This window comes from Streptomyces sp. UF-297 (genome assembly GCF_058245575.1).
Genome location: NZ_JBSIBZ010000023.1, coordinates 24,271 through 45,710, shown reverse-complemented (window position 1 = coordinate 45,710; position 21,440 = coordinate 24,271). Strand labels below are relative to the sequence as shown.

Genomic DNA, 21,440 nt, shown 5'->3' with positions numbered 1-21,440 from the left:
TGCTCGCCGTGATGGTCGTTGCGCGAGGGGGCGTCACCGGCCTCCTGCGCCGGGCGGCGCCCGGCGGCCGGCATCGGCGGAGTCTTATTGCCGGGGCAGCAGCGGACCCAACGGGCCCAGATCCAGATTGAGTTCCTCCGGGCCGATGCCGTAGCGCGCGCACAGCTCGTCCATCCGGCGCTCCAGCAGCATCAGCGTCAGCCCGATCCGCTCCTCCTGATCCCCGCTCAGATCGCCCTGCTCGACGCGGCGCAGCGCCTGCCGCTCCATCAGCTGGTGCAGCAGCTCCACGACGGTCAGCACCAGGCGCATCAGATCCCGCTCGACGGTGTCCTGGTCCAGTTCGATGCGGCGGCTCATGGCGTCAACTCCTGGAAGGGGGAGGGGACATCCTCGCCGACCGAGCTGATCAGGGCGCGCAGGTCGATCCGTACGAGATCCACCTCGGCGATCCGCAGGGTGATGTCACCCACGATCACCGCGCCGCCCGCCAGCAGCCGGTCCAGCAGGTCGACCAGAGCGATCTGCCGCTCGGCGAGGGGGTCCTGGGGGACGATGCTCATTCGGGCTCCGCGCCTTCGGGCTCTGCCGGATCGGGCTCTACCGGCTCGGGCGGCCGGGTGAAGGAGTACGGGGCCCACGGCCCGGTCAGCTCGATCCGTACGCCCGCGTCCGCGCAGCGGTCCGCCAGCTCGCCGACCAGGCCGGTGAACGCGCCGGTCTCCTCGCGCGGGACCAGGTAGGCGCCGTTGAGCACATTGCGGCCCGGCAGCCCGGACAGCCGCGCGTCCTGCGGCCGGTGCAGCCGGCTGCGCTCGGCGAACCGGTCCAGCGCCTCGTGCGCCATACGGGCGAGGTCGTCCGCGTGCTGCTGGGCCCGCTCGCGCGCCTGGCGGCGGGCCAGCCGCCGCCGCAGGAAGTCGCGCCCCGAACCGGCCTCGGGTGCCGAAGTGGCCGAATCCATGGGGGAGTTGTCCGGATCCGCCGCCCCCTCCGCGCGGTCCTCCGCATACGCCTTGACGCCCCACTCGGTGCGGCCGTCCACGGCGGCCAGGGCGCAGGCGAAGTGCTCGGTACGGGCCGCGAGCGCCTGGCGCACCCCCTGCTCGTCGCGGTAGACCGTGGCCAGCCGCAGCGGCAGCAGGCTCACCGAAGCGGCGGCCGTGTCGACCACCGACCTGTGGGCGCGGGCGGTCTGCTCCAGCCACGCCAGATCCTCCAAGTGGGCGTGCAGCGCCTCCTCTTCGAAGTCGGCCGCGGGTACGGGCGAGACGAGCGCGGCCAGACCGTCCTCGGTGACGGTGTGCACGGGCGCGCCCGCGACCCCCGACAGTCCCTCCCGGGGCCGGAACCCGGCCCGGGTGACGGCGTAGACATAGCGCAACCTGCCCTGCCCGCGCGCTCGTTGTGGTGCGGTGCTCACTGAAGCTCCTCTCGGCGTCCGGCCCGCTGTTCGTCCAGCGGGGCCCGCTGTTGGTCGCTGCCCTGCTCCAGCGCGGTGATCCGCTCGCGCAACCGGGCGTTCTCCTCGGCGAGTTCGCGGCGGCGGGCGCCGGAGGAGAGCGTGGGATCGTCCCGCCACCAGTCGATGCCCATCTCCTCGGCGCGCTCGACCGAGGCCACGATCAGCCGCAGCTTGATGGTGAGCAGTTCGATGTCGAGGAGGTTGACACGGATGTCACCGGCGATCACCACGCCCTTGTCCAGGACGCGTTCGAGGATGTCGGCGAGGTTGGCGCCGCCGCCGCTGTCGGAGGAGTAGGGGGAGGTCACCGGGCGGGCTCCGGCTCGTACTCGTCCTCCTCGACGTCCTCCAGCTCGTCGTCGGCGTCCTCGGCGTCCTCGGCGTCCTCGTCCTCGTAGTCGTCCTCGGCGCCCTCCACGTCGCCCCCGGAGTCGTCGGCGTCTTCGGTCTCTTCTGCGTCTTCCGTGTATTCCGGGTCTTCCGTGTCCGTGTCCTCTACGTACTCCTCCTCCGGCTCCTCCTCGCGCGCCGCCCTGGCCTCCTCCTCTTCCTCCACGGCTTCGGCGTGGCCGCGGACGACCTCGCCGTCGTGGATCTCGCCGCGCCAGGCACCGCTCGCCTCGCCGCGCAGCGTCACGAACCGGCGGAAGTGCTTGAGGTCCAGACGGGCCCTGCGGCCCTGCGCCCGCCAGATGTTGCCGGTCTTCTCGAACAGGCCCTTGGGGTGGTACTCCAGGACCAGCAGGACCCGGGTGAGGGAGTCGGCCAGCTCGTGGAAGGTGACCACGCCCTTGACCGTCCCCTTGGCGCCCTCCGAGGTCCAGGCGATGCGCCGGTCGGGTATCTGTTCGGTGGTGTCGGCCTTCCAGCTGCGCGTGGACCACCAGATCTTGGCCCGCCAGTTGGTCGTGGTCTCGTCCGCGGACTCCACGCCCTGCACGCCCTTGGCGAAGGCGCTGAACTCCTGGAACTGCGTCCACTGGTCGTAGGCCTCGCGCACCGGCACCCCCACGTCGATGTCCTCGACGATGGTGACGAACCTGCCCTTGCCGCCGCCCTTGCGCCCACCGGTGAGCTTGCCGGACACGCCCTTGACGGTCTTCTTGGCGGTGTTGCGCACGGTGTCCTTCAGCGCGCCCTTGACGGTGTCCTTCAGTACGGGACCCACCAGGCCCTTGCCGCCGCCCTGCGCCACGTCCTCCAGGCGCGCGGTGGCCTCGCCCAGGCGGCGCCCGGTGGCGACCAGCAGCCGCTGGGCCTGCGCGGAGGCGAACGCGGTCGCCGCCTCCTTGAGCCGGTCGGTGGCCGGGCTGCCGGCCACGCTCTCCTTGAGGGTCTCCACGGGGGAGCCCTTCGCGGTGTCAGTCACCCTCGCCACCCCCGGTGCGCCGGGAGCCCGCCCGGGTCGCGGTCTTCTTCGCCGCGCCCGCCGCCTTGCCCGCTTCCGTACGCTTCGCCGCCGACGCGGTCTTGCGGGCGGCGCCGCCCGCGCTCTTGGACCGGCCCGCGCTCTTCGCGCCGCCGCTGCCCTTGGTGTCCGTACGGGAGCGCTTGCGACCGCCGTCGGCGGCCTTCTTCCGGGTCCCCTTCGCCTCGTCCCCGTCCCCGGCGCGCGCCCGGTAGGTGTCCTCCGCGGGCTTGTCGCGCTCGGTGTCTTCTTCGGATTCCTCGGCTCCCTCGGCCTGCGTGCCCTCTCGCCCGGGACGGGGGTCCAAGCTCTCGCGCACGTCCAGGGTGCGCTCCTCCAGGCTGCTGGCCAGAGCGTCGATGCGCCGGGTGACGAACGCGTCGGTCGCGGCCCGTCCCACTCCCTTCAGCTCGCCGCCCAGCTGCTCGCGCAACTCGGCGAACTGCGGGTTGTCCCTGAGCTGGTCGCCCACCAGGGTGACCAGTCGCTGCGGGCTCAGCTGCAGTCGCTTGCCGAGCACCATGCCTCCGATGCCGATGGCGAGCTTGGCCTTCTTGGTACGGCCCAGCAGATAGCCGCCGGCGACGGCCAGCGTCAGTGCCAGCCGGTTCGTCATCTCGGTGGATTCCCTTCATGTCCTTGCCACCGTTGGGCGGCCTCCAGGCGGTCGAGGAGCTCGTCCTCGCGCCGGTCGAACTCCGCCTCGGCGATCAGTCCTTCGTCCAGCTGCCGCGCCAGATCCCGCAGTTCGCGGCGCACGACGGCCGGGTCGTAGTAGCGGCGCTCCGCGTCCGCCAGCACCTGCCGCAGCACCCAGCCGGTGCCGCGGATCGGGGCGGCCGGGAGCAGCAGCAGTTCCTTGATCAGGCCCATCCGCGGGCCGCCTAGCTCTGCCGGGCCTCGGCCCGTACCGGCCTGACGAAGCTGTAGGGCGGCAGCGGCCCGTTGACCAGCAGCTCCATGTGCTCGTGCGCGGCCGCGAACTGATCGACGGCCTCCAGGAAGCGCGGGACCGACTCCTGACGCATCAGGAAGGAGAGGTTCAGCAGCCAGCCGGACCCCTCGGGCCCGGCGCAGGAGCGCTCGGCCAGCGGCGCGAGCGCGGCCTCGGCGAGCTTGGCGTCGCGTACCTCGCGCGCCCGGATGGCGCTCGCCACCAGTTCGCCCAGCCGCAGCCGGTCCTGGTAGGCGCCGCCTCCGGAGGCCCGGTTGGCCTCGTTGAGCGTCCTGACCTCCGGTTCCTCCGTCAGGACCTGGCGCAGTACGGCCTCTTCGCGGTGGGCGGCCTTCACGTTGTACTCGACCCGCCCGTTGAGCTGGTCCAGCTGTGACCTGTAGTGCTCGGTGTGCTCGGCGAGGACGCCGCGTACCGCCTCGTCGTTCTCCGAGAGGGAGCCGAAGCGCAGCGGCAGCACCGCGCCCTGGGTGCCGGCCTCGGCCAGTACGTGCTGATGGGCGAGCAGATCGCGGCGCTTGGGCCGCAGGTTCTCGGGGCAGTCGCTGACGACGGCGGACAGTTCCTTGTCGCGCACGATCCGCACCGGGCGGGGCGGGTTGCCGATGCCCAGGAGTTCCTGCTCGGGCGCCGGGTGGTCGGCGCGCGCGATGCCGTAGACGTAGGTGCTCACTCGCCCTCCTCCTTGGTCCTGGAGGCGGAGCGCTTGGTGGTGCGGCGCCGGCCCTGTTCCTCCTCGGCCTTCTCCCGCCCCTGGCCGATGGCGTCGGCGAAGCTCTGCGCGGCGCCGGACAGGGCGCCCTTGGACTTGCCGTGGGCGCCGGACTCGGTGATCTCGCCGACCACGTCGGGGAGTCCGGGGCTTCGGTTGGCGCCGGTTTCCAGGTCGAGACGGTTGCAGGCCTCGGCGAACCGCAGATACGTGTCCACGCTCGCCACCACGACCCGTACGTCGATCTTCAGGATCTCGATGCCGACCAGCGAGACGCGGACGAACGCGTCGATCACCAGTCCGCGGTCCAGGATCAGCTCCAGCACGTCGTACAAGCCGCTGGAGCCGCCCCCGCCCCCGGTCTGTTGTGCCGGGACAACGGTCATGTCTGTGGTCTTCCCCTCGCACGCTCGTAGCGGCTGACGCGCCGGTAGCCGGTCAGGGAGCCCTCGGCGTCGAGGGTCACCTCGTACAGCGCCATGAGACTCATCGTCTCGGGCACTCTGGCCAGTTCCAGCACCTCGGCCTCCAGGACCCAGCCGTCCTCGGTCCGCTCGAACCGGGACACGGTCTCCGGGCGCAGCCCCGTCAGCTCGGCGAGCTGGGATCGGGCCGCGCGCAGGAGCTCCAGCGGGCTGGGGCCGTCGGCCGCCGCTTGATGGTCGTCTTTGCCGGGTGTGTGTGCCGTGTTGTCTCCCATGGGGGTCCTCTGAGGTCCTCTGAGGCCCTGCCGGGGTCCTCGGGACGGCGGGTACCGCGTGAGCTGGGGCCCAAACCGGCCGTTGCGGCCCGGCGGCGGGGCGGGCCGCGGGCCGTCATGTGCGGGAAATGTGTGCGGAATGTGTGCCGTTGGCCAATTCCCGGACTTTCCGCGGCGCGGTCCGCTCAAGTGGAATGCGGTGCTGCTGGGGGCTATTTTCGCGCCTGTGACGCGAGTTACCGGAAGTGGTAGCGGAATTTGATCATGAAGGAATTTGGGCGCCTTTATCGGCCGCTCCCGCGCCGGCTCGTAAGGCACGTACGAGTGACGGGAGTTCTCGCAAACCCGGAGTGCTTTTCTGTGACAGAAGTGTGACCAATGGGTGGTCACGGACGGATCACGGTGTGCGGGGCCCCGGCCTTCCGCCCTCCGGCGCGGGCGCCTACGGTGGCAGGCATGGCACCCGTACCGAACACACCCGACACACCCGAGGACGACCTGGAGAGCTATCTCGGACTGCCGCAGTCCGAGGCCGAGGAGCACGCCCGCGGGCGCGGCTGGACCACGGTGCGCTCGCTGGCGCCGGGCACCATCGTCACCATGGAGTTCGTCGTCGGACGTCTCAACTTCGAGGTGCAGAACGACGCGGTGACGAAGGTGTGGCCGGGCTGACGGCCCGCCGGCGCGCCCATGACGGACAACAGAAACGGCCCCGGTCGCTCCAGAAGAGCGGCCGGGGCCGTCGTACGCGGGGGAAAGGCTGTGCGTACCGGTCCCCGCGGGTCGGTGGAGGGCCTCAGTTGGCCCCGCCGCGACCGCGCCCCAGGGTAGGCGCGAGCGGCGCGCTGCGCGGCGTACGGTCCGCGTGCGGCGGTCTTCGGCTCCCGGTCGGGGTGACCGGGGAGCGCTCCGAGCGGGTCGTGTGCGGCCGGGAGGGGTGGTGCGGCCAGCCCTCCGGGGCGCGGGTGGCACCGCCGCGGCCGCCCGTGCCGGCGCCCACCGTCTCGCGCACCAGCACCTCCTTCTCGGGGGCGGTGCGCTGCGGGGACAGGCCGGGGCGGACGCCGGTGGGGGCGGCGGGCAGCGGGGCCAGCAGGGTGCCGGCGCGCAGCCGCAGCCACAGCTCCATGAGGCGGCCCTCCACCCAGGCCATGCCGGGCTCGAACCACGGCAGGGCGAGCAGGACCAGGAGGCCGGCGGCCCAGCCCAGCAGGACGTCGCTGACCCAGTGCGTACCGAGGTAGACCGTGGTCATGCCCACGCCGAGAGCGCCGAGGGCGGCGATCACCGAGAGGGTGCGGCGGCGCAGCGGGGTGGTGGCCAGATAGGCCAGCACGCCCCAGGTGACCACGGCGTTCGCGGTGTGCCCGGAGGGAAATATGTCGCCGCCGAGCCACATCTCGTTGGCTCCGACGGTGGTGCCGTAGTGCGGGCCGAGGCGGCCCATGCCGATCTTGGCCGCACCCACGGTGACGTTCAGCAGCAGCAGGGAGGTGCCCAGCACCAGCAGTGGGTGGAGGTTCTTCTGCCGCCAGCAGCGCCAGCCCAGCCAGGCCGCCACCGCCACCGCCGTCGGGCCGCGCTGGCCCAGGACCACGAAGTAGTCCAGGAAGGCGTGGATCTGTGGCCACTGCTTGTACGGCCGGAAGAACATCACCTGCCAGTCGAGCGTGATCAGCCATGTGGTGGCCAGCACGCCGACCACGATCGCCGCGTAGACCGCCAGCGTTCCCCACAGCAGCCACAGGCGGGTGCGGGTCATACGGGGTCGGACACGGTCGTCGGTCGGGTGCTCCTCCATCTGGTCGAGCTTGTCATCGGTACGCACTCAATCGACGTTACCGCGTGTGATGTAGGCACTCGGTCGAACTGTGAGCTTTGTAATGACGATGTGATGTGGAATAGGTCTCAAACAGGACTTCGGTCCTTGGTTCAAGGGAGAAATTCAGCGGGTCCCGGATTATCCGGAGAGCCGTGCGAGGCCTCGTGCCGGGTGCCTTATTCCCTTTTCGTGAGCGGAGTTTATCCCTGATTCGCGCGGGCGTCGCGCCGTGTTTTCCGTACGGAGTTCACGGAGGGAAACCTTCCGGTTACCCGGGGGTGCGGCACCCTCCGGGAAGGACCCGGACCGGTCACGGAGGGCCCGACCCGTTCAGCCAGAACGCGCCGTAGACCGCCGAGCCCGCCGCGACCACCCCGAGCAGCAGCCAGGCGCGCCACGGGCGCCACCGGGCCAGCCCCACCGCCGGCGGCAGCAGGATCGGGAAGGCGGGCATCATCAGCCGGGGCTTGGAGCCGAAGTAGCCCTTGGCGGTCAGCGCCAGCAGCAGGACCAGGCCGCCGTAGACCAGCAGCGGCAGCGGCTGGCGCTGCCGTACGCACAGCACGTACAGCCAGATCACCAGCGCCACGCCCGCCAGCAGCCCCAGGCCCGCGAGGACCGTGGGTCCGGTGAGCTGCTTGCCGATGAAGGAGGCGAAGGCCACCCCGCCGTCGAAGCCGTTGCCCCAGCCGCCCTGGACGTCCAGATAGCCGGTGGGGCTGCCCACCTTCGCGCCGACCCACAGGAAATAGCCGAACCAGCCCAGCGGCGCGAGCAGGGCGCCCAGCAGCATCCGCCGGTGCCGCGGCCAGGAGATCCAGGAGGCCCAGGAGATCCGGCCCCCGTCCCGCCGCTCGCGCCACAGCGTGAGCGCGGCGGTGAGCCACACGGCCGCCACGACCGCCGCGCCCACCGGCCGGGTCAGCCCGGCCAGCGACGCCAGCGCGCCCGCCCACACCCAGCGCCCGGTCAGCACCGCGTACAGGGCCCAGGCCGCCAGCGCCGTGAACAGCGCCTCGGAGTACGCCATCGACTGCACGATCCCGACCGGCAGCGCCGCCCACAGCGCCGCGAGCAGCACCCCGGCCCGCGCCCCGTACAGCCGCTCGCCGATCGCGTACAGGCCCCAGGCCGCGGCCAGCGAGGCGAGCCAGCTCACCACCATGCCCGCGTCGGCCGCCGAGAGCGGGGACAGCGCGGCGAGGCCCTTTTCCAGCCACGGCAGCAGCGGAAAGAAGGCCATGTTGGAGTGCACGTCGCCATTGGGGAGCGTGACGGCGTATCCGTACCCCTGCTCGGCGACGCGGGTGTACCACAGCGAGTCCCAGCGGGCGGTGAGCAGCGTGTGCCAGTCCTTGCCGTTGGCCGCCGACCACACGGCCAGCACCACGACGCCCAGCGCCCGGACCGCGGCGAGGACCAGGAGGGCGGGGGCGGCGCGGTGCAGCGCCGCCCGCAGCCGAGGGCCCCCCGGGGTCCGTACCGGTGCGGCGGTGGTGGCAAGATCGTTCATCCCGCCGATTATCCAGGTGCCCGGCCTCCGGCTGCCCGAAGACGGGTCCTGGGCAGTGGGTAAGGGAACCAAAGGACCCTGCGATGAGCGTCTCATCATGAGGTGAGCCACACGTCACACGCCGCACCTCGCGTAGTCTGACGTCTCAACTCGCCTGTGCCGCCGGTTCCCCCGGGGCCTTTTTCACGTCCTGGTCCGCGGCCGCGAGAGCATGACAGGAGGTGCGTACATGTCAGGGACAACCACGTCCGGCAAGGAGCGGACGGCTGGTGTTCCCCGGCAGCCAGGGGGTGGTGCGAACCGCTGGACCGTGCTGATCGTGCTCTGCGTCAGCCTTCTGTTCGTCGCGCTGGACACGACCATCCTGTACGTGGCCGTGCCCTCCGTCACAGAGGATCTGCGCCCGGGGCCCATCGAACTTCTGTGGATCGTCGACATCTATCCGCTCATCGCGGCGTCGCTGCTGATCCTCTTCGGCACCCTCGGCGACCGCGTCGGACGCCGGCGCATCCTTCTGCTCGGGTACGGACTGTTCGGCCTGGCCTCCGCCGTGGCCGCGCTGGCTCCCAACCCGCAGATCCTCATGGCCGCGCGCGCCGTGCTCGGCGTGGGCAGCGCCATGATCATGCCCGCGACGCTGTCGATCCTGCGCCAGGTCTTCCCCGACCGCCGCGAGCGCGCGGTGGCGATCGGTGTGTGGAGCGCGGTGGCCGCGGTCGGCGCCGCCGTCGGCCCGGTGCTCGGCGGCTTCCTGGTCGAGAACTTCTGGTGGGGCTCGGTCTTCCTCATCAACATCCCGATGATGGCGGCGATGTTCCTGCTCGGCCGCTGGCTGCTCCCGGAGTCCCGGGGCGACCGCAACGGCCCCTGGGACGTGGTCGGCGCGGTCATCGCGGCCCTGGGCATCCTCGGGCTGGTGCTCGGCGTCAAGCGGATCGGCAGCGGCGAATCGGTTCTGGGGCCGACGACGCTGGTCTCGATCGTGGCCGGTGCCCTGCTGCTGATCGTCTTCGTGCGCCGCCAGCGCAAGCGCGAGCACCCGCTCATCGACATGCGGCTGTTCGCCCGTCCCGCCTTCGGCACCTCGGTCGGCTGCATCGTCCTGGCGATGCTCGCCCTGGTCGGCCTGCAGCTGATCGCCGTCCAGTACCTCCAGCTCGTGCTGCACCTCAGCCCCCTGGAGACCGGACTGCGGATGCTCCCGCTGGTCTTCTCCGCCATGGCGGCGGGCCTGCTGGGCTCCAAGCTGCTCCAGGCCGCCGGGCCCCGGATGATGGTCTCGCTCGGCTTCGTGCTCACCGCCGTCGCCGTGCTGTGCCTGACCGCGATGAACGGCCAGGACCGCCCCTGGCTGCTGATCCTCGGCTTCGTCCTGCTCGGCTTCGGCTTCCAGACCACGCTCTTCGGGGCGTACGAGTCCATGCTCAGCGAGGCGCCCGCCGAACAGGCCGGCGGTGCGGCGGCCATCGGCGAGACCTCCTACCAGCTGGGCGCGGGCATCGGGGTGGCGCTGCTGGGCAGCGTGATGAACGCCGTGTACGCGCCGGGCCTGGCCCATGTCGAGGGCGTTCCCGACGAGGCCTCCAAGGCCGCCGCCCACTCGCTGGGCGAGGCCATCCAAGTCGCCTCCAAGCTCGGCGACTTCGCGGGCGGCGCGCTGCGCGAGACGGCGCAGGGCTCCTTCATCCACGGGCTGCACGTCACGCTGGTCGCCAGCGCCGTGCTGCTGCTGGTCGGCGCGGGCATCGCGCTGCGGCTGCCGCGCCGGGCCGCGGACGCCGCGGAGCGCACCGACAGCGAGGGCACCCCGGGCGCCGGCCGCGAGGCGGAGCCGGCACCGGCCAGCTCCCGGCCGTAGCCACCGCGTCCTGCCGGTCCGGTGCCGGCCGGCAGGACGCCCCTGAGGGCGGGGACCCTTGCCGCTGCGGCGGCATCAGCCGTAACGTCGGGCGCGAGCAATAACTAACAACGCTAGTTTTATCCGCTCGCGCGCCGGAGGCCCCGCCATGTCCGCAACGCCGTCCTCGAAGCTGCCGCCGTTCGACCCCGGTGACCCCCTGGGCCTGGACGACCTGCTGACCGACGAGGACCGCGCGGTCCGCGGCACCGTCCGCCAGTGGGCCGGGGACCGGGTCCTGCCGCACATCGCCCAGTGGTACGAGAGCGGCGAGCTGCCCGGCATCCGCGAACTGGCCCGCGAACTGGGCTCCATCGGAGCCCTGGGCATGCCGCTGACCGGCTACGGCTGCGCGGGCGCCTCCCACGTCCAGTACGGGCTGGCCTGCCTGGAGCTGGAGGCCGCCGACTCCGGCATCCGCTCGCTGGTGTCCGTACAGGGCTCGCTGGCCATGTACGCGATCTGGCGCTTCGGCTCCGAGGAGCAGAAGCAGCGGTGGCTGCCCGGCATGGCGGCGGGCGAGATCATCGGCTGCTTCGCGCTGACCGAGCCCGACCACGGATCCGACCCGGCCGCCATGCGCACCCACGCCAAACGCGACGGCGGGGACTGGGTGCTGACGGGCCGCAAGATGTGGATCACCAATGGCTCGGTGGCCGGTGTCGCGGTGGTCTGGGCCCGTACCGACGACGGCATCCGCGGCTTCGTCGTGCCCACCGGCAGCCCCGGCTTCTCCGCCCCCGAGATCAAGCACAAGTGGTCGCTGCGCGCCTCCGTCACCAGCGAACTGGTCCTGGACGAGGTGCGGCTGCCCGCCGACGCCGTGCTCCCCGAAGCCGTCGGACTGCGCGGCCCGCTCAGCTGTCTGAGCCACGCCCGCTACGGGATCGTGTGGGGTGCGATGGGCGCGGCGCGGGCCAGCTTCGAGGCGGCGCTCGGGTACGCCGGCACCCGCGAGCAGTTCGGCAGGCCGATCGGCGGCTTCCAGCTCACCCAGGCCAAACTCGCCGACATGGCGGTGGAACTGCACAAGGGCATCCTGCTCGCCCACCATCTGGGGCGGCGGATGGACGCCGGGCGGCTGCGCCCGGAGCAGATCAGCTTCGGCAAGCTGAACAATGTGCGCGAGGCGATCGAGATCTGCCGTACGGCCCGCACGATCCTGGGCGCCAACGGAATCTCACTGGAGTACCCCGTGATGCGGCACGCCACCAACCTGGAGTCGGTGCTCACCTACGAGGGCACCGTGGAGATGCACCAGCTGGTGCTGGGCAAGGCACTCACCGGCCTGGACGCTTTCCGGTGAGCCCTTGCCCTTGAGCTCAGCTCTGATTGCTGCCGTTCCTCCCGGGGGCAGCCCCGGGGCTGCCGGCCGGAGCCGCAAAACGGTTCAGCTCTGGTTGAAGAAGCCGCCGTCGCCCCTGCGGCCGGCGGCTTCGCCGTTGAGGACCCGGTAGTCGGCCGGGGTGAGCAGGAAGACCCGGGTGGCCACCCGCTCGATCGAGCCGCGCAGGCCGAAGGTCAGCCCGGCCGCGAAGTCCACCACGCGCTTGGCGTCGGCGGGCTCCATGGACGTCAGGTTGACGATGACCGGTACGCCCTCGCGGAACAGTTCGCCGATGCCGCGCGCGTCCCGGAAGCCGTCCGGGGTGACCGTGGCGATCCGGGTGCCCTGCTCCTGCGCGGCCTGGTCGGCCACCCGCACCCGTGGGTCGGTGACCCAGGCGTTGCCGGCCGCATTGCTGCCGGTCTCGGACTCCTCGACAGAGTCGTCTTCGTAGCCGCCGTAGTAGCGCTCGTCATCGTTGTCGTCGACGAGGCCAAGCCAGGCACTCGCCTTGCGCACCGATCCCATTGACGCCTCCTCTCACCCGCGGTGTTGTGTGTCCGCCCCTCTATGGTCGTCCATGATGCGGATGGTGTGCCATGTGGATAGCCGCCGCACAGGGGATTCGTGACGGTACTGGTGCAGAACGGATGGCATTCGATCAGAGTTCCCACCGGGTAAGGGGCCTGACGGGGTGACGGATACAATCCATCGGCCCGGTCGGGTGACGCCGGGGACGTATGGGTGAACGGGGGAGCGTTGTTCGGGATTGTCCGGCCTTGCCGGCATCGTCTTTCGGAGGGGCTGCGGACCGAGTGGATGGCGCATCTGTGCGGGCTGTGTCTCGCGCTGCGCGGTGACCACGGCCAGTTCGCGCGGGTGGCCACCAACTACGACGGGCTGGTCATCTCCGTACTCGTCGAGGCCCAGTCACAGCGCAGCACCGGGTGGCGGCGCACGGCCGGGCCCTGTCCGCTGCGCGGGATGCGGACGGCTCCGGTGGCCAAGGGTGAGGGCGCGCGGCTGGCCGCGACCGTCTCGCTGGTGCTGGCCTCGGCCAAGGTCAGGGACCATGTCGCCGACGGCGACGGGGCGTTGGCACGGCGTCCGGTGGCGGCCGCCGCGCGCCGGGTCGCGGCCAAGTGGGACCGCGCGGGCGCCCGCAGCGGCATGGACCTCGGCTTCGACACCGCGGTGCTGCTGGACGCGGTCGGCCGCCAGGAGTCGCTCGAGCGCGCCGCGGGCCCCGGAACCTGCTTGCTGACCGTCACCGAGCCGACCGAGACCGCCACGGCGGCTGCCTTCGGGTACACCGCGGTGCTGGCCGGGCGGCCGCACAACCGCGCTCCGCTGGAGGAGGCGGGCCGGCTCTTCGGTCGGCTGGCGCATCTGCTGGACGCCGTCGAGGACCTGGCGCGGGACGCCGACAGCGGCGCCTGGAACCCGGTCGCGGCCACCGGCACGGACCTGGGCGAGGTGCGGCGGCTGTGCGACGACGCGGTGCACGGGGTCCGGCTGGCGCTGCGCGAGGTGGAATTCGCCGGGGAGGGCGCCGGGAAGCTGGCGCACGTGCTGCTGGCGCACGAGCTGCGGCAGTCGGTGGACCGGGCTTTTGGCACCACGGGGTGCGGGCATGCCGGGCACCAGGAGGCCGGGCTGAACTGGGACGGTGGCCAGGGCGGCAATCCGTACCAGGGCGGCAGCCCGTATCAGGGCGGTGGTCCCTACGAAGGCGGGCAGCAGCCGGGGCCGTACCAGGTGCCGCAGCACGGGGCGCAGAATCCTTACGGCCAGCCGAATCCGTACGGTCAGCCGCCTGCGCACGGCCAGGCGCCGCCGTACGCGCAGCACCATCCGTACGCCGGTGGCGGCGCGGGCGGGCACGGCGGGTCCGGTGGGCACGGCGGCTCGGGCGGCGGCGGTGGCTTCGGCGGGAGCGGTGGTCACGGCGGGTACGGCGGGCACGGTGGTCAGGGCAGCCATGGCGGACTGCCGGGGCTGCCCAACGCGCCCAAGCCGCCGCGCGGCTTCTGGGCCGGGTGCGCGGCGGCCATCGGGCTGTGCTGCACCTGCAAGGTCTGCTGTGCCGACGAGTACGAGGGAGCCTGGTCGCGCAAGAAGCGCGAGGGCTGCTGCAGCGACTGTGACTGTTGCGACTGCTGTGATTCGTGCAGCTGCTGCGAGTGCTGCTCGTGCTGCGACTGCGGTGCCTGAGCCGGTGACCGCGGTGTCACCACCGCGGTCCTGACGTCACTTCACCTCGGGCGGCGAGATCTGCGACGCCTTGATCGCGGACTCGCCCGTCCCCCACTTCTTCAGGATGCGGTCGTAGCTACCGTCCTTCTTGAGGTGGTTGACGGCGGCCTGGAAGGCGGGGGCGAGCCCGGAGCCCTTCTTGAAGGCGAAGCCGACGTCCAGGCGCTTGTACTCGTTGAGGAAGGCAAGGCCCCGCTGCTGGCTGACCGCGTAGCGCAGGCCGTTGATGGTGCTCATGACCACATCGCTGCGCCCCTGCTGGAGCGAGATCCACAGCGCGCCCTGGTCGGCGTAGGTCTTGACGTCGTACGCCTTCTCACCGGCGTCGGTGCACCGGTGCTTGTTCTTCTCCAGGGTCTCCTCGAAGGTGGTGCCCGCGCCGGTGGCCACCGTCAGGCCGCACAGCTGCGTGAGGTCGGTGACCTTCTTCAGCGGGCTGCCGTCGCGGACCGCGAAGCCCTGCCCGTCGTTGATGTACGTGACGAAGTCGAGGGTCTTGCGGCGCTCCTCGGTGACCCCGAAGTTGCCGGTGCCCAGGTCGTACTTGCCGCTGTCCAGCGCGGGCAGGATCGCCTCGAAGCTCGCCACCTCGCGCTTCAGCTTCAGCCCCAGGACCTTGGCGGCCGCGTCGGCGAAGTCGATGTCCGCGCCGGCCACGGTCCGGCCGTCCTCCCGGTAGGCGGCCGAGGGCGGGGTGCCGACGCTGGCGGCGATGGTCAGGGTGCCGCGCTCGCGGACATCGGCGGGCAGCAGCCTCGCGGCGGCCGGGTCCTTCGTGACCGCCGAGACCACATCGGTGGTGGGGATCTTGGCGACGGCGCCCGCCGGGCCCGCGCCCTGGGCGCCGGCCCCGGCCTCGCCCGAGCCGCAGCCGGTCAGCGCCAGCGCGGCCGTGGCCAGGAGGGCGGCGGCGCGCAGCGGGAGGGCGGTACGGGGGGTGGAGCCGCGCGGTATCCGGGCGGGCTGCGGGGTGGTTCTCATCGGATCGGGATCTCCAGGCGCTTGTCGAACGGCAGCGGGCCGATCGTCTCGGGGTCGGCGGACAGGTCGAACAGGGGGCGGTAGCCCGTGGCGAGGTAGAGGCCCTTGGCCTCGGGCTGGCGCGGCCCGGTGGTCAGGTACACCCGGGTGTAGCCGCGCCGGGCGGCGGTGTTCTCCAGGGCGCGCAGCACCTGCCGGGCCAGGCCGCGGCGGCGGTGCGCGGAGTGCGTCCAGATCCGCTTGAGCTCGGCGGTACGGGGGTCACGGCGCCGGTACGCGCCGCCGGCGACGGGCCGGCCGTGCTCCAGGAGCAGCAGGAAGGCGCCGCCGGGCGGGGCGAACTCCTCGGGCGGGTACTCCAGGGACAGGTCGACGGGTCTTCCGTAGCGGGTGCTGTATTCGTGGGTGAGTTCGTCCAGGAGCGGGCGGGCCAGCGGGTCGGTGACGGTGGTGTGATGCACCGTCAGGTCCGTGGCGGAGGGCGCGGGCGGGGTGGCCGTCACCGTGCGGCTCCGGCGGTGGCGGGCGCACCTGCCGTCCCGGGCGCGGGCTCCGGCTTCGGTTCCGGTTCCGGTTCCGGTTCCGGCCAGGGCAGGGTGTCGGGCAGCTCCCGGCGCAGCTGCGGCAGCACCTCGGCGGCGGTCAGCGCCAGGACCTCGGCCTTGCGGGCGAAGGGCAGCCCGGCGCTCTCCACGCCGAAGAACTGGACGGTGTGCCCGTAGGCGTAGTGCTGCTGGAGGACCTTGTCCACGATCCGCTGCGGCGAGCCGACCAGGACCGGGCCGTGGTCGACGGCGTCGTCCAGGGTGCGGAAGGGGGTGTTGTTGCCGGGTACGTTGCGGGCAATGACCGCGCTTTCGTAGTACGGCGTGAACTCCTTGCGGGCCGTGGCGTCGTCGGCCGCGGCGTACAGCGTGCCGCCCGCGCCGACCAGCGCGGCCGACGGGTCGTGGCCGTAGGCCTCCCAGCGCTCGCGGTAGTGGTCGATCAGCCGGGCGTAACTGGCCACCGGCTGGATGACGTTGGAGGTGAACAGCGGATCGCCCCACAGGGCGGCCAGTTCGGCGGAGCGCTCGCTGGTGGCGCTGCCGTGCCAGATGGTGGGGGAGTGCTGGTAGGGGCGGGGCAGCACGGTGGCCTCGCGCAGCGGCGGGCGGAAGCGGCCGGACCAGGTGACCTTCTCCTCGTGCCACAGGCGGCGCAGCAGCTCGTAGTTCTCCTCCTGGAGCGCGTACTGGTCCTTGGGATCGCGGCCGAAGAGGTGCCACGGCTCGGGGGCGTTGCCCTTGCCGATCATCAGCTCCAGGCGGCCGCCGGAGAGCTGGTCCACCGTCGCGTAGTCCTCGGCGACCCGTACCGGATCGAGGGTGGAGATGACCGTGACGGTGGTGAACAGCCGGATGCGCTCGGTGCGGGCCGCGATGGCGCCCAGCACCGTCGGCGGGGAGCTGGAGAGGAACGGCGGACCGTGCCGCTCCCCGACGCCGAACGCGTCGAAGCCCAACTCCTCGGCCAGTATGGCCAGTTCGACCACCTCTCGGAGGCGTTCGTGCGGGGTGAGGAGGTGTCCGGACACCGCGTCCGGGACGTTGTCGATGAGAGTCATGACGCCGAAGCGCATACCGCGCCCTTCTTCGAGCATGCCGAAGGAACTGGTGGGGGAACGAGGGAGGGGAGGGGTGCGTCACCGAGGTGACGCGGCGTGTGAAGGCGCGGCGAAAGAGGGGGAACCGCGAAACGGCCCGGCCGTGACGGCAGCGGGCCCGGGGGCAGGAGGTCAGCTCAACAGGAGGACGACCACACTCGACCGAAGTCGATGTGGTCGCGGGTGACCAGCTTCTGCCATGGGTTCATGCGCATAAGTGGAACAGGCATCCGTTTCCCCGTCAACCGGCATGTGATCCACCGCTCACAGTGTGGACAGCCTTGACATTGCTCCCTGTTCACCCCATAGCCTCAAGGTCCGGCCGTGCTGAGGGGCGCGCCCGGTGCTCGTGTTTCGCCTGTGTGAAGGCGCTCAACTCCCGTGTTCGATCCCTGAATCCACGGAGCCTTCGCATGCCCGCGACCCTCTCCAAGCCCCCCTCCCGCACCCCCGTCGGCGATCCGCCGGCGCAGCTGCGCATCGTCCCCTGGCGCCGTACCGGCCAGTGGGCGGCGGCCGTCGTCGTCCTCGCGCTGCTCGCCGCGGTGCTCAACTCCGTCCTGCGCAACGAGGCGTTCCAATGGGACGTGGTCGTCGCCTACTTCACCTCCAGCGCCGTACTGCGCGGCCTGGGCCTCACCCTGTGGCTGACCGCCCTGGTCATGGTGCTCGGCTTCGCCCTCGGCACGCTCCTGGCCGTCCTGCGGCTGTCGGCCAACCCCGTGCTGCGCGCGGTGAGCTGGGGCTATGTCTGGCTCTTCCGCTCCACGCCGATCCTGGTGCAGCTGCTGTTCTGGTTCAACATCGGGGCGCTGTACCCGCAGATCCTCGGCGTGAAGACCGTCAACCTCCTCGGGCCCGTGACCGTCGCGGTCATCGGACTGACCCTGCACGAGGCCGCGTACGCCGCCGAGGTCGTACGCGGCGGCATCCTCTCGGTGGACAAGGGGCAGATCGAGGCGGCCCAGACGCTGGGGCTGGGCGCCGGGCGCCGGCTGCGCAGGATCGTTCTGCCGCAGGCCATGCGCTCGATCGTGCCGCCCGCGGGCAACATGCTCATCGGCACCCTCAAGGGCACCTCGATCGTCTCCGTCATCGCCGTGCAGGACCTGCTCTACTCCGTCCAGCTCGTCTACCACCGCACCTACCAGGTCGTGCCGATGCTGCTGGTCGCCACCATCTGGTACGTCGTGGTCACCTCGCTGCTCAGCGTCGGACAGCACTACGTCGAGCGCCGCTACGCGCGCGGAACGGCGGGTGCCCGATGAGGCGGTCGATCGTCTTCGTGGGTGCCGGGCCGCGCACCACCGGCCTGGTGGAGCGGATCGCCGCCAACGCCCCCGAGCTGTACGGCGGTACGCCGCTGGACCTGCACCTGGTCGACCCCTACCCGCCCGGCGGCGGCCGCATCTGGCGCCGCGAGCAGTCCCCGCTGCTGTGGATGAACTCCATGGCCGAGGACGTCACCATGTTCACCGACGAGTCCGTACAGCTGACCGGGCCGGTGCGGCACGGCCCCTCGCTGGCCGAATGGGCCCGCGAGGTACGGCACGGGTCGATCGACGTGGACCCCGAACTCCGCGCGGACATCGCCCGGTTGGCGCCGCAGGACTTCGCCTCCCGCAGGGTGCACAGCGCCTACATGGCCTGGGTGTACGAGCGGTCGGTGGCGGCCCTGCCGCCGGGCATCGCCGTGCACGAGCACCGCGACCGGGCCGTGCGGGTCGTGGGCCCGCGCGAGGGCCGCCAGCAGGTCTGGCTGCGGGGGCGCCCCACGCCCCTGGCCGCCGACCTCGTCGTCCTGGCCCTGGGGCACCTCGGCTCCGAGCCGCCGCCCGAACAGCGCGCACTGTCCCGCTTCGCCGCCGAACACCAACTCACCTACCTGCCACCGGACTTCACCGCCGACAGCGATCTGTCCGGGCTCCCCGCGGGCGAACCGGTGATCGTCCGCGGCTTCGGGCTGGCCTTCGTCGACCTGATGGCGCTGCTCACCGAGGGCCGCGGCGGGCGGTACCGGACCCGGCCGGACGGCGAACTGGACTACCTCCCCTCCGGGCGTGAGCCCGTGCTGCACGTCGGGTCCCGCCGCGGCGTGCCGTACCACTCCAAGCTCGGCTACCCCTGGACGGGCGAGCGGCCCCCGCTGCCCCGCTTCTTCGGGCCCGCCGAGGTCGATGAACTCCTCGCCAGGAAAGGCGGGTTCGACTTCCGGCGCGATGTGTGGCCGCTGATCGACAAGGAGCTGGGCTTCGCCCACTACCACCGCCTGTTCACCGCCCGTCCGGAGCGCACGCGGGTGAACTGGCCCGATTTCGAGGAGAAGTACGCCGCCGCCGAACCGCGCAGCGCCGAACTCCAGGCGCTGATCGCCGCCTCCGTACCCGACCCCGCCGACCGGCTCGACCTCGACGCGCTGGACCACCCCCTGGCCGGTGTCCGCTTCCCCGGCGCCGACGCCCTGCAGGACGGGCTGCGCGGCTACATCGAGGCCGGCCTCGCCCGCCGCCACGACCCCGCGCACAGCCCCGACCTCGCGGTCTTCCTCGGCCTGCTGTCGGTGTACGCGCAGCTGTACCGGCTCGGCGACATCGGCACCTGGTGGCACGGCTTCTTCAGCTATCTCGCCTCCGGCCCGCCAGGTCCGCGACTGCGCCAGCTGCTGGCGCTCTCCCGGGCCGGGGTGGTGCGCTTCCTGGGCGCGGACACCGCCGTCACCGCGGCCGACGGCACCTTCCGTGCCCACAGCCCCAGCGCGCCGACCGGCGGCGTGAGGGCCCGCGCCCTGGTGGAGGCCTATCTGCCCCGGCCATCGGTCGCACACAGCACGGACGCCCTGCTGCGCGCCCTGTACGCGGACGGCGCCGCCGCCACGCCCACCGGACTGCTGAAGGTGGACCTGCGCGACGGGCGCGTACTGGACCGCGCGGGCCGCCCGCACCCGCGCCGCTTCGCCCTCGGCCCGCACACCGACGCCGCCTCCTCGGGCGCCTTCGCCCGGCCCCGTACCAACGCCCCGGCCTTCCAGCAGAACGACGCCGTGGCCCGCGCCCTGCTCGCCGCCCTGAGCGAGCGCGTCGCCGCCCCGCTCCTGCGAACTCCCAAGGAACCCCATGTCGTTGACCAGTGACCGGCCCGGCCGGGTGAAGGAGCGGGCCGCGCCGCCGGGGGACCACTCCGGGCTGAAGGTCGTGCCGGTACGCCACCCCTGGCGCTGGGTCGCCTGCGGCGTGACCGCCGTACTGATCGCCCAGTTCGCGCACGGCCTGATCACCAACCCCGCCTGGGAGTGGGAGGTGTTCGCGCGCTTCTTCACCGCCGAAACCATCCTGCGCGCCGTGTGGATCACCCTCCAGCTGACCTTCTACGGCACCGCGCTCGGCTTCGCCCTCGGCATCGTGCTCGCCTTCATGCGGCTGTCCGCCAGCCCGTTTCTGAAGTCGGTCGCCTTCACCTACATCTGGGCGTTCCGCTCCATCCCGCTCATCGTCCAGCTGCTGTTCTGGTTCAACCTCGCCTACCTCTACCAGCGCCTGGACTTCGGCATTCCCTTCGGCCCGGCCTTCTTCTCCTTCGAGACGATGGGCCTGGTGGGCGCGATGAGCGCGGCCGTCCTCGGGCTCGCCCTGCACCAGGCCGCCTACGCCGCCGAGATCGTGCGCGGCGGCGTACTGGCCGTGGAGAGCGGCCAGTCGGAGGCCGCGGCCGCCCTGGGCATCCCCAGGCTGCGCCAGCTGCGGCGGATCGTGCTGCCGCAGGCGATGCGCTCGATCCTGCCGAACGCCGCCAACGAGGTCATCTCGCTGTTCAAGGGCACCTCGATCGTCTCCGTCATGGCGATCGGCGAACTCTTCTACCAGGTCCAGGTCGTCTACGGACGCAACGGCCGGGTCGTCCCCCTGCTGATGGTCGCCACCGCCTGGTACATCCTCCTGACCACCGTGCTCTCCGTCCTCCAGCACTACGTCGAACGCCACTTCTCCAAGGGAGCCACGCGATGAGCGCCATGGTTGAACTCCGCTCCGTCCACAAGTCGTTCGGCTCCCTCGACGTGCTCAGGGGCGTCGACCTGGAGGTCGCCGCGGGCGAGGTCACCGTCGTCCTGGGGCCCTCCGGCTCCGGCAAGTCCACCCTGCTGCGCACCATCAACCACCTGGAGAAGGTGGACAGCGGCTGGGTGAGCGTGGACGGCTCGCTCGTCGGATACCGGCGCTCCGGGGACAAGCTGTACGAGCTGCGCGAGCGGGAGATCCTCAAGCAGCGCACCCACATCGGGTTCGTCTTCCAGAACTTCAACCTCTTCCCGCATCTGACCGTGCTGGAGAACATCACCGAGGCCCCCGTATCGGCCCTGAAGCGGCCGCGCGCGCAGGCGGCCGAGGCCGCGCGCACGCTGCTGGCCAGGGTCGGCCTCGCCGACAAGGCCGACGCCTACCCCAAGCAGCTCTCCGGTGGCCAGCAGCAGCGCGTCGCCATCGCCCGCGCCCTCGCGCTGGAGCCCAAACTGCTGCTCTTCGACGAGCCGACGTCCGCTCTGGACCCCGAGCTGGTCGGTGAAGTCCTCGACGTCATCAAGGACTTGGCGCACCAGGGCACCACCATGATCGTGGTCACCCACGAGATCGGCTTCGCCCGCGAGGTCGCCGACACCGTCGTCTTCATGGACGGCGGCCGGATCATCGAGCAGGGGCCGCCGGAGCAGGTGCTGGACCACCCCACCCACGAGCGCACCGCGTCCTTCCTCTCCAAGGTCCTGTGA

24 protein-coding genes are annotated in these 21,440 nt (G+C 71.8%); 8 read left to right on the top strand and 16 right to left on the bottom strand.

Translation table 11 applies throughout. The annotated features are described in order from the left end of the window. Positions 1–84: 84 nt before the first annotated feature. Genes AC4IJH_RS16065 through AC4IJH_RS16020 form a run of 10 tightly spaced genes read right to left on the bottom strand, consistent with a single transcriptional unit; the run spans position 85 to position 5,240 of the window. On the bottom strand, positions 85–360 hold the full coding sequence (locus AC4IJH_RS16065) for a gas vesicle protein K (protein ID WP_490852377.1): 276 nt from the start codon (positions 358–360) through the stop codon (positions 85–87). After that, positions 357–563 (bottom strand): gas vesicle protein, encoded by a 207-nt coding sequence (locus AC4IJH_RS16060; RefSeq protein WP_490852376.1) that lies wholly within the window; start codon positions 561–563, stop codon positions 357–359. Before AC4IJH_RS16060 ends, AC4IJH_RS16065 begins: the two co-directional genes overlap by 4 nt. Beyond that, positions 560–1,423 carry a GvpL/GvpF family gas vesicle protein gene (locus tag AC4IJH_RS16055; protein ID WP_490852375.1) on the bottom strand — a complete coding sequence of 288 codons (864 nt, stop codon included), beginning with the start codon at positions 1,421–1,423 and terminating at the stop codon, positions 560–562. Before AC4IJH_RS16055 ends, AC4IJH_RS16060 begins: the two co-directional genes overlap by 4 nt. Further along, positions 1,420–1,773 carry a gas vesicle protein gene (locus AC4IJH_RS16050; RefSeq protein WP_490852374.1) on the bottom strand — a complete coding sequence of 118 codons (354 nt, stop codon included), beginning with the start codon at positions 1,771–1,773 and terminating at the stop codon, positions 1,420–1,422. Before AC4IJH_RS16050 ends, AC4IJH_RS16055 begins: the two co-directional genes overlap by 4 nt. Continuing rightward, on the bottom strand, positions 1,770–2,834 hold the full coding sequence (locus AC4IJH_RS16045; RefSeq protein ID WP_490852373.1) for an SRPBCC family protein: 1,065 nt from the start codon (positions 2,832–2,834) through the stop codon (positions 1,770–1,772). The genes AC4IJH_RS16050 and AC4IJH_RS16045 overlap by 4 nt, the downstream gene beginning before the upstream one ends. Beyond that, positions 2,827–3,489, bottom strand: coding sequence for a DNA primase (locus AC4IJH_RS16040; RefSeq protein ID WP_490852372.1), 663 nt, complete (start codon positions 3,487–3,489; stop codon positions 2,827–2,829). Before AC4IJH_RS16040 ends, AC4IJH_RS16045 begins: the two co-directional genes overlap by 8 nt. After that, positions 3,486–3,746 carry a gas vesicle protein GvpG gene (locus AC4IJH_RS16035; protein WP_490852371.1) on the bottom strand — a complete coding sequence of 87 codons (261 nt, stop codon included), beginning with the start codon at positions 3,744–3,746 and terminating at the stop codon, positions 3,486–3,488. Before AC4IJH_RS16035 ends, AC4IJH_RS16040 begins: the two co-directional genes overlap by 4 nt. An 11-nt stretch (positions 3,747–3,757) precedes the next feature. Next, positions 3,758–4,501: a GvpL/GvpF family gas vesicle protein gene (locus AC4IJH_RS16030; RefSeq protein ID WP_490852370.1), complete on the bottom strand. Its 744-nt coding sequence runs from the start codon at positions 4,499–4,501 to the stop codon at positions 3,758–3,760. Then, positions 4,498–4,926: a gas vesicle structural protein GvpA gene (locus tag AC4IJH_RS16025; RefSeq protein ID WP_490852369.1), complete on the bottom strand. Its 429-nt coding sequence runs from the start codon at positions 4,924–4,926 to the stop codon at positions 4,498–4,500. Before AC4IJH_RS16025 ends, AC4IJH_RS16030 begins: the two co-directional genes overlap by 4 nt. Continuing rightward, positions 4,923–5,240: a gas vesicle protein GvpO gene (locus AC4IJH_RS16020; protein WP_490852368.1), complete on the bottom strand. Its 318-nt coding sequence runs from the start codon at positions 5,238–5,240 to the stop codon at positions 4,923–4,925. The genes AC4IJH_RS16025 and AC4IJH_RS16020 overlap by 4 nt, the downstream gene beginning before the upstream one ends. A 456-nt stretch (positions 5,241–5,696) precedes the next feature. On the opposite strand from AC4IJH_RS16020, the gene AC4IJH_RS16015 reads away from it, so the two are divergent. After that, complete coding sequence (locus AC4IJH_RS16015) at positions 5,697–5,912, top strand: I78 family peptidase inhibitor (protein WP_490852367.1); 216 nt, start codon at positions 5,697–5,699, stop codon at positions 5,910–5,912. A gap of 124 nt (positions 5,913–6,036) precedes the next feature. Here the strand turns inward: AC4IJH_RS16015 and AC4IJH_RS16010 are convergent, their stop codons facing one another. Together AC4IJH_RS16010 and AC4IJH_RS16005 are read right to left on the bottom strand one after the other, a co-directional pair. Next, on the bottom strand, positions 6,037–7,068 hold the full coding sequence (locus AC4IJH_RS16010; RefSeq protein WP_490852366.1) for a phosphatase PAP2 family protein: 1,032 nt from the start codon (positions 7,066–7,068) through the stop codon (positions 6,037–6,039). A 304-nt stretch (positions 7,069–7,372) separates the two neighbouring features. Next, positions 7,373–8,575, bottom strand: a complete 1,203-nt coding sequence (locus tag AC4IJH_RS16005) for a glycosyltransferase family 39 protein (RefSeq protein ID WP_490852365.1) — start codon at positions 8,573–8,575, stop codon at positions 7,373–7,375. A gap of 229 nt (positions 8,576–8,804) precedes the next feature. Here AC4IJH_RS16005 and AC4IJH_RS16000 point away from each other — a divergent pair, with 229 nt between their 5' ends. Both AC4IJH_RS16000 and AC4IJH_RS15995 read left to right on the top strand, forming a co-directional pair. Beyond that, positions 8,805–10,433: an MFS transporter gene (locus AC4IJH_RS16000; protein ID WP_490852364.1), complete on the top strand. Its 1,629-nt coding sequence runs from the start codon at positions 8,805–8,807 to the stop codon at positions 10,431–10,433. A 148-nt stretch (positions 10,434–10,581) separates the two neighbouring features. After that, on the top strand, positions 10,582–11,778 hold the full coding sequence (locus tag AC4IJH_RS15995; protein ID WP_490852363.1) for an acyl-CoA dehydrogenase family protein: 1,197 nt from the start codon (positions 10,582–10,584) through the stop codon (positions 11,776–11,778). A gap of 84 nt (positions 11,779–11,862) precedes the next feature. On the opposite strand, the gene AC4IJH_RS15990 is transcribed toward AC4IJH_RS15995, so the two are convergent. Beyond that, positions 11,863–12,327 (bottom strand): cell division protein SepF, encoded by a 465-nt coding sequence (locus AC4IJH_RS15990; protein ID WP_490852362.1) that lies wholly within the window; start codon positions 12,325–12,327, stop codon positions 11,863–11,865. A gap of 231 nt (positions 12,328–12,558) precedes the next feature. On the opposite strand from AC4IJH_RS15990, the gene AC4IJH_RS15985 reads away from it, so the two are divergent. Beyond that, positions 12,559–14,013: a DUF5685 family protein gene (locus AC4IJH_RS15985; protein ID WP_490852361.1), complete on the top strand. Its 1,455-nt coding sequence runs from the start codon at positions 12,559–12,561 to the stop codon at positions 14,011–14,013. A gap of 36 nt (positions 14,014–14,049) precedes the next feature. On the opposite strand, the gene AC4IJH_RS15980 is transcribed toward AC4IJH_RS15985, so the two are convergent. Genes AC4IJH_RS15980 through AC4IJH_RS15970 form a run of 3 tightly spaced genes read right to left on the bottom strand, consistent with a single transcriptional unit; the run spans position 14,050 to position 16,657 of the window. Beyond that, the gene (locus tag AC4IJH_RS15980; protein WP_490852360.1) at positions 14,050–15,036 is read right to left on the bottom strand and encodes an ABC transporter substrate-binding protein; all 987 of its coding nucleotides are present in this window, start codon (positions 15,034–15,036) and stop codon (positions 14,050–14,052) included. Continuing rightward, positions 15,033–15,539, bottom strand: a complete 507-nt coding sequence (locus AC4IJH_RS15975) for a GNAT family N-acetyltransferase (protein ID WP_490852359.1) — start codon at positions 15,537–15,539, stop codon at positions 15,033–15,035. The genes AC4IJH_RS15980 and AC4IJH_RS15975 overlap by 4 nt, the downstream gene beginning before the upstream one ends. Beyond that, on the bottom strand, positions 15,536–16,657 hold the full coding sequence (locus AC4IJH_RS15970; RefSeq protein WP_490852358.1) for an LLM class flavin-dependent oxidoreductase: 1,122 nt from the start codon (positions 16,655–16,657) through the stop codon (positions 15,536–15,538). The genes AC4IJH_RS15975 and AC4IJH_RS15970 overlap by 4 nt, the downstream gene beginning before the upstream one ends. Before the next feature lie 437 nt (positions 16,658–17,094). Here AC4IJH_RS15970 and AC4IJH_RS15965 point away from each other — a divergent pair, with 437 nt between their 5' ends. Genes AC4IJH_RS15965 through AC4IJH_RS15950 form a run of 4 tightly spaced genes read left to right on the top strand, consistent with a single transcriptional unit; the run spans position 17,095 to position 21,440 of the window. Continuing rightward, on the top strand, positions 17,095–17,949 hold the full coding sequence (locus tag AC4IJH_RS15965; RefSeq protein ID WP_490852357.1) for an amino acid ABC transporter permease: 855 nt from the start codon (positions 17,095–17,097) through the stop codon (positions 17,947–17,949). Next, a complete protein-coding gene (locus tag AC4IJH_RS15960; RefSeq protein WP_490852356.1) occupies positions 17,946–19,811 on the top strand; it encodes an FAD/NAD(P)-binding protein in 1,866 nt (621 codons plus the stop codon). Before AC4IJH_RS15965 ends, AC4IJH_RS15960 begins: the two co-directional genes overlap by 4 nt. Beyond that, positions 19,795–20,682 (top strand): amino acid ABC transporter permease, encoded by an 888-nt coding sequence (locus tag AC4IJH_RS15955; RefSeq protein ID WP_490852355.1) that lies wholly within the window; start codon positions 19,795–19,797, stop codon positions 20,680–20,682. Before AC4IJH_RS15960 ends, AC4IJH_RS15955 begins: the two co-directional genes overlap by 17 nt. Beyond that, positions 20,679–21,440, top strand: a complete 762-nt coding sequence (locus AC4IJH_RS15950) for an amino acid ABC transporter ATP-binding protein (RefSeq protein ID WP_490852354.1) — start codon at positions 20,679–20,681, stop codon at positions 21,438–21,440. The genes AC4IJH_RS15955 and AC4IJH_RS15950 overlap by 4 nt, the downstream gene beginning before the upstream one ends.

What these genes read in the sequence shown, in the direction of transcription:
- AC4IJH_RS16065 (WP_490852377.1), bottom strand. Translation starts at nt 360, where the DNA reads ATGAGCCGCCGCATCGAACTGGACCAGGACACCGTCGAGCGGGATCTG.
- AC4IJH_RS16060 (WP_490852376.1), bottom strand. Translation starts at nt 563, where the DNA reads ATGAGCATCGTCCCCCAGGACCCCCTCGCCGAGCGGCAGATCGCTCTG.
- AC4IJH_RS16040 (WP_490852372.1), bottom strand. Translation starts at nt 3,489, where the DNA reads ATGACGAACCGGCTGGCACTGACGCTGGCCGTCGCCGGCGGCTATCTG.
- AC4IJH_RS16035 (WP_490852371.1), bottom strand. Translation starts at nt 3,746, where the DNA reads ATGGGCCTGATCAAGGAACTGCTGCTGCTCCCGGCCGCCCCGATCCGC.
- AC4IJH_RS16025 (WP_490852369.1), bottom strand. Translation starts at nt 4,926, where the DNA reads ATGACCGTTGTCCCGGCACAACAGACCGGGGGCGGGGGCGGCTCCAGC.
- AC4IJH_RS16020 (WP_490852368.1), bottom strand. Translation starts at nt 5,240, where the DNA reads ATGGGAGACAACACGGCACACACACCCGGCAAAGACGACCATCAAGCG.
- AC4IJH_RS16015 (WP_490852367.1), top strand. Translation starts at nt 5,697, where the DNA reads ATGGCACCCGTACCGAACACACCCGACACACCCGAGGACGACCTGGAG.
- AC4IJH_RS16005 (WP_490852365.1), bottom strand. Translation starts at nt 8,575, where the DNA reads ATGAACGATCTTGCCACCACCGCCGCACCGGTACGGACCCCGGGGGGC.
- AC4IJH_RS16000 (WP_490852364.1), top strand. Translation starts at nt 8,805, where the DNA reads ATGTCAGGGACAACCACGTCCGGCAAGGAGCGGACGGCTGGTGTTCCC.
- AC4IJH_RS15995 (WP_490852363.1), top strand. Translation starts at nt 10,582, where the DNA reads ATGTCCGCAACGCCGTCCTCGAAGCTGCCGCCGTTCGACCCCGGTGAC.
- AC4IJH_RS15990 (WP_490852362.1), bottom strand. Translation starts at nt 12,327, where the DNA reads ATGGGATCGGTGCGCAAGGCGAGTGCCTGGCTTGGCCTCGTCGACGAC.
- AC4IJH_RS15980 (WP_490852360.1), bottom strand. Translation starts at nt 15,036, where the DNA reads ATGAGAACCACCCCGCAGCCCGCCCGGATACCGCGCGGCTCCACCCCC.
- AC4IJH_RS15970 (WP_490852358.1), bottom strand. Translation starts at nt 16,657, where the DNA reads ATGCGCTTCGGCGTCATGACTCTCATCGACAACGTCCCGGACGCGGTG.
- AC4IJH_RS15965 (WP_490852357.1), top strand. Translation starts at nt 17,095, where the DNA reads ATGCCCGCGACCCTCTCCAAGCCCCCCTCCCGCACCCCCGTCGGCGAT.
- AC4IJH_RS15960 (WP_490852356.1), top strand. Translation starts at nt 17,946, where the DNA reads ATGAGGCGGTCGATCGTCTTCGTGGGTGCCGGGCCGCGCACCACCGGC.
- AC4IJH_RS15955 (WP_490852355.1), top strand. Translation starts at nt 19,795, where the DNA reads ATGTCGTTGACCAGTGACCGGCCCGGCCGGGTGAAGGAGCGGGCCGCG.
- AC4IJH_RS15950 (WP_490852354.1), top strand. Translation starts at nt 20,679, where the DNA reads ATGAGCGCCATGGTTGAACTCCGCTCCGTCCACAAGTCGTTCGGCTCC.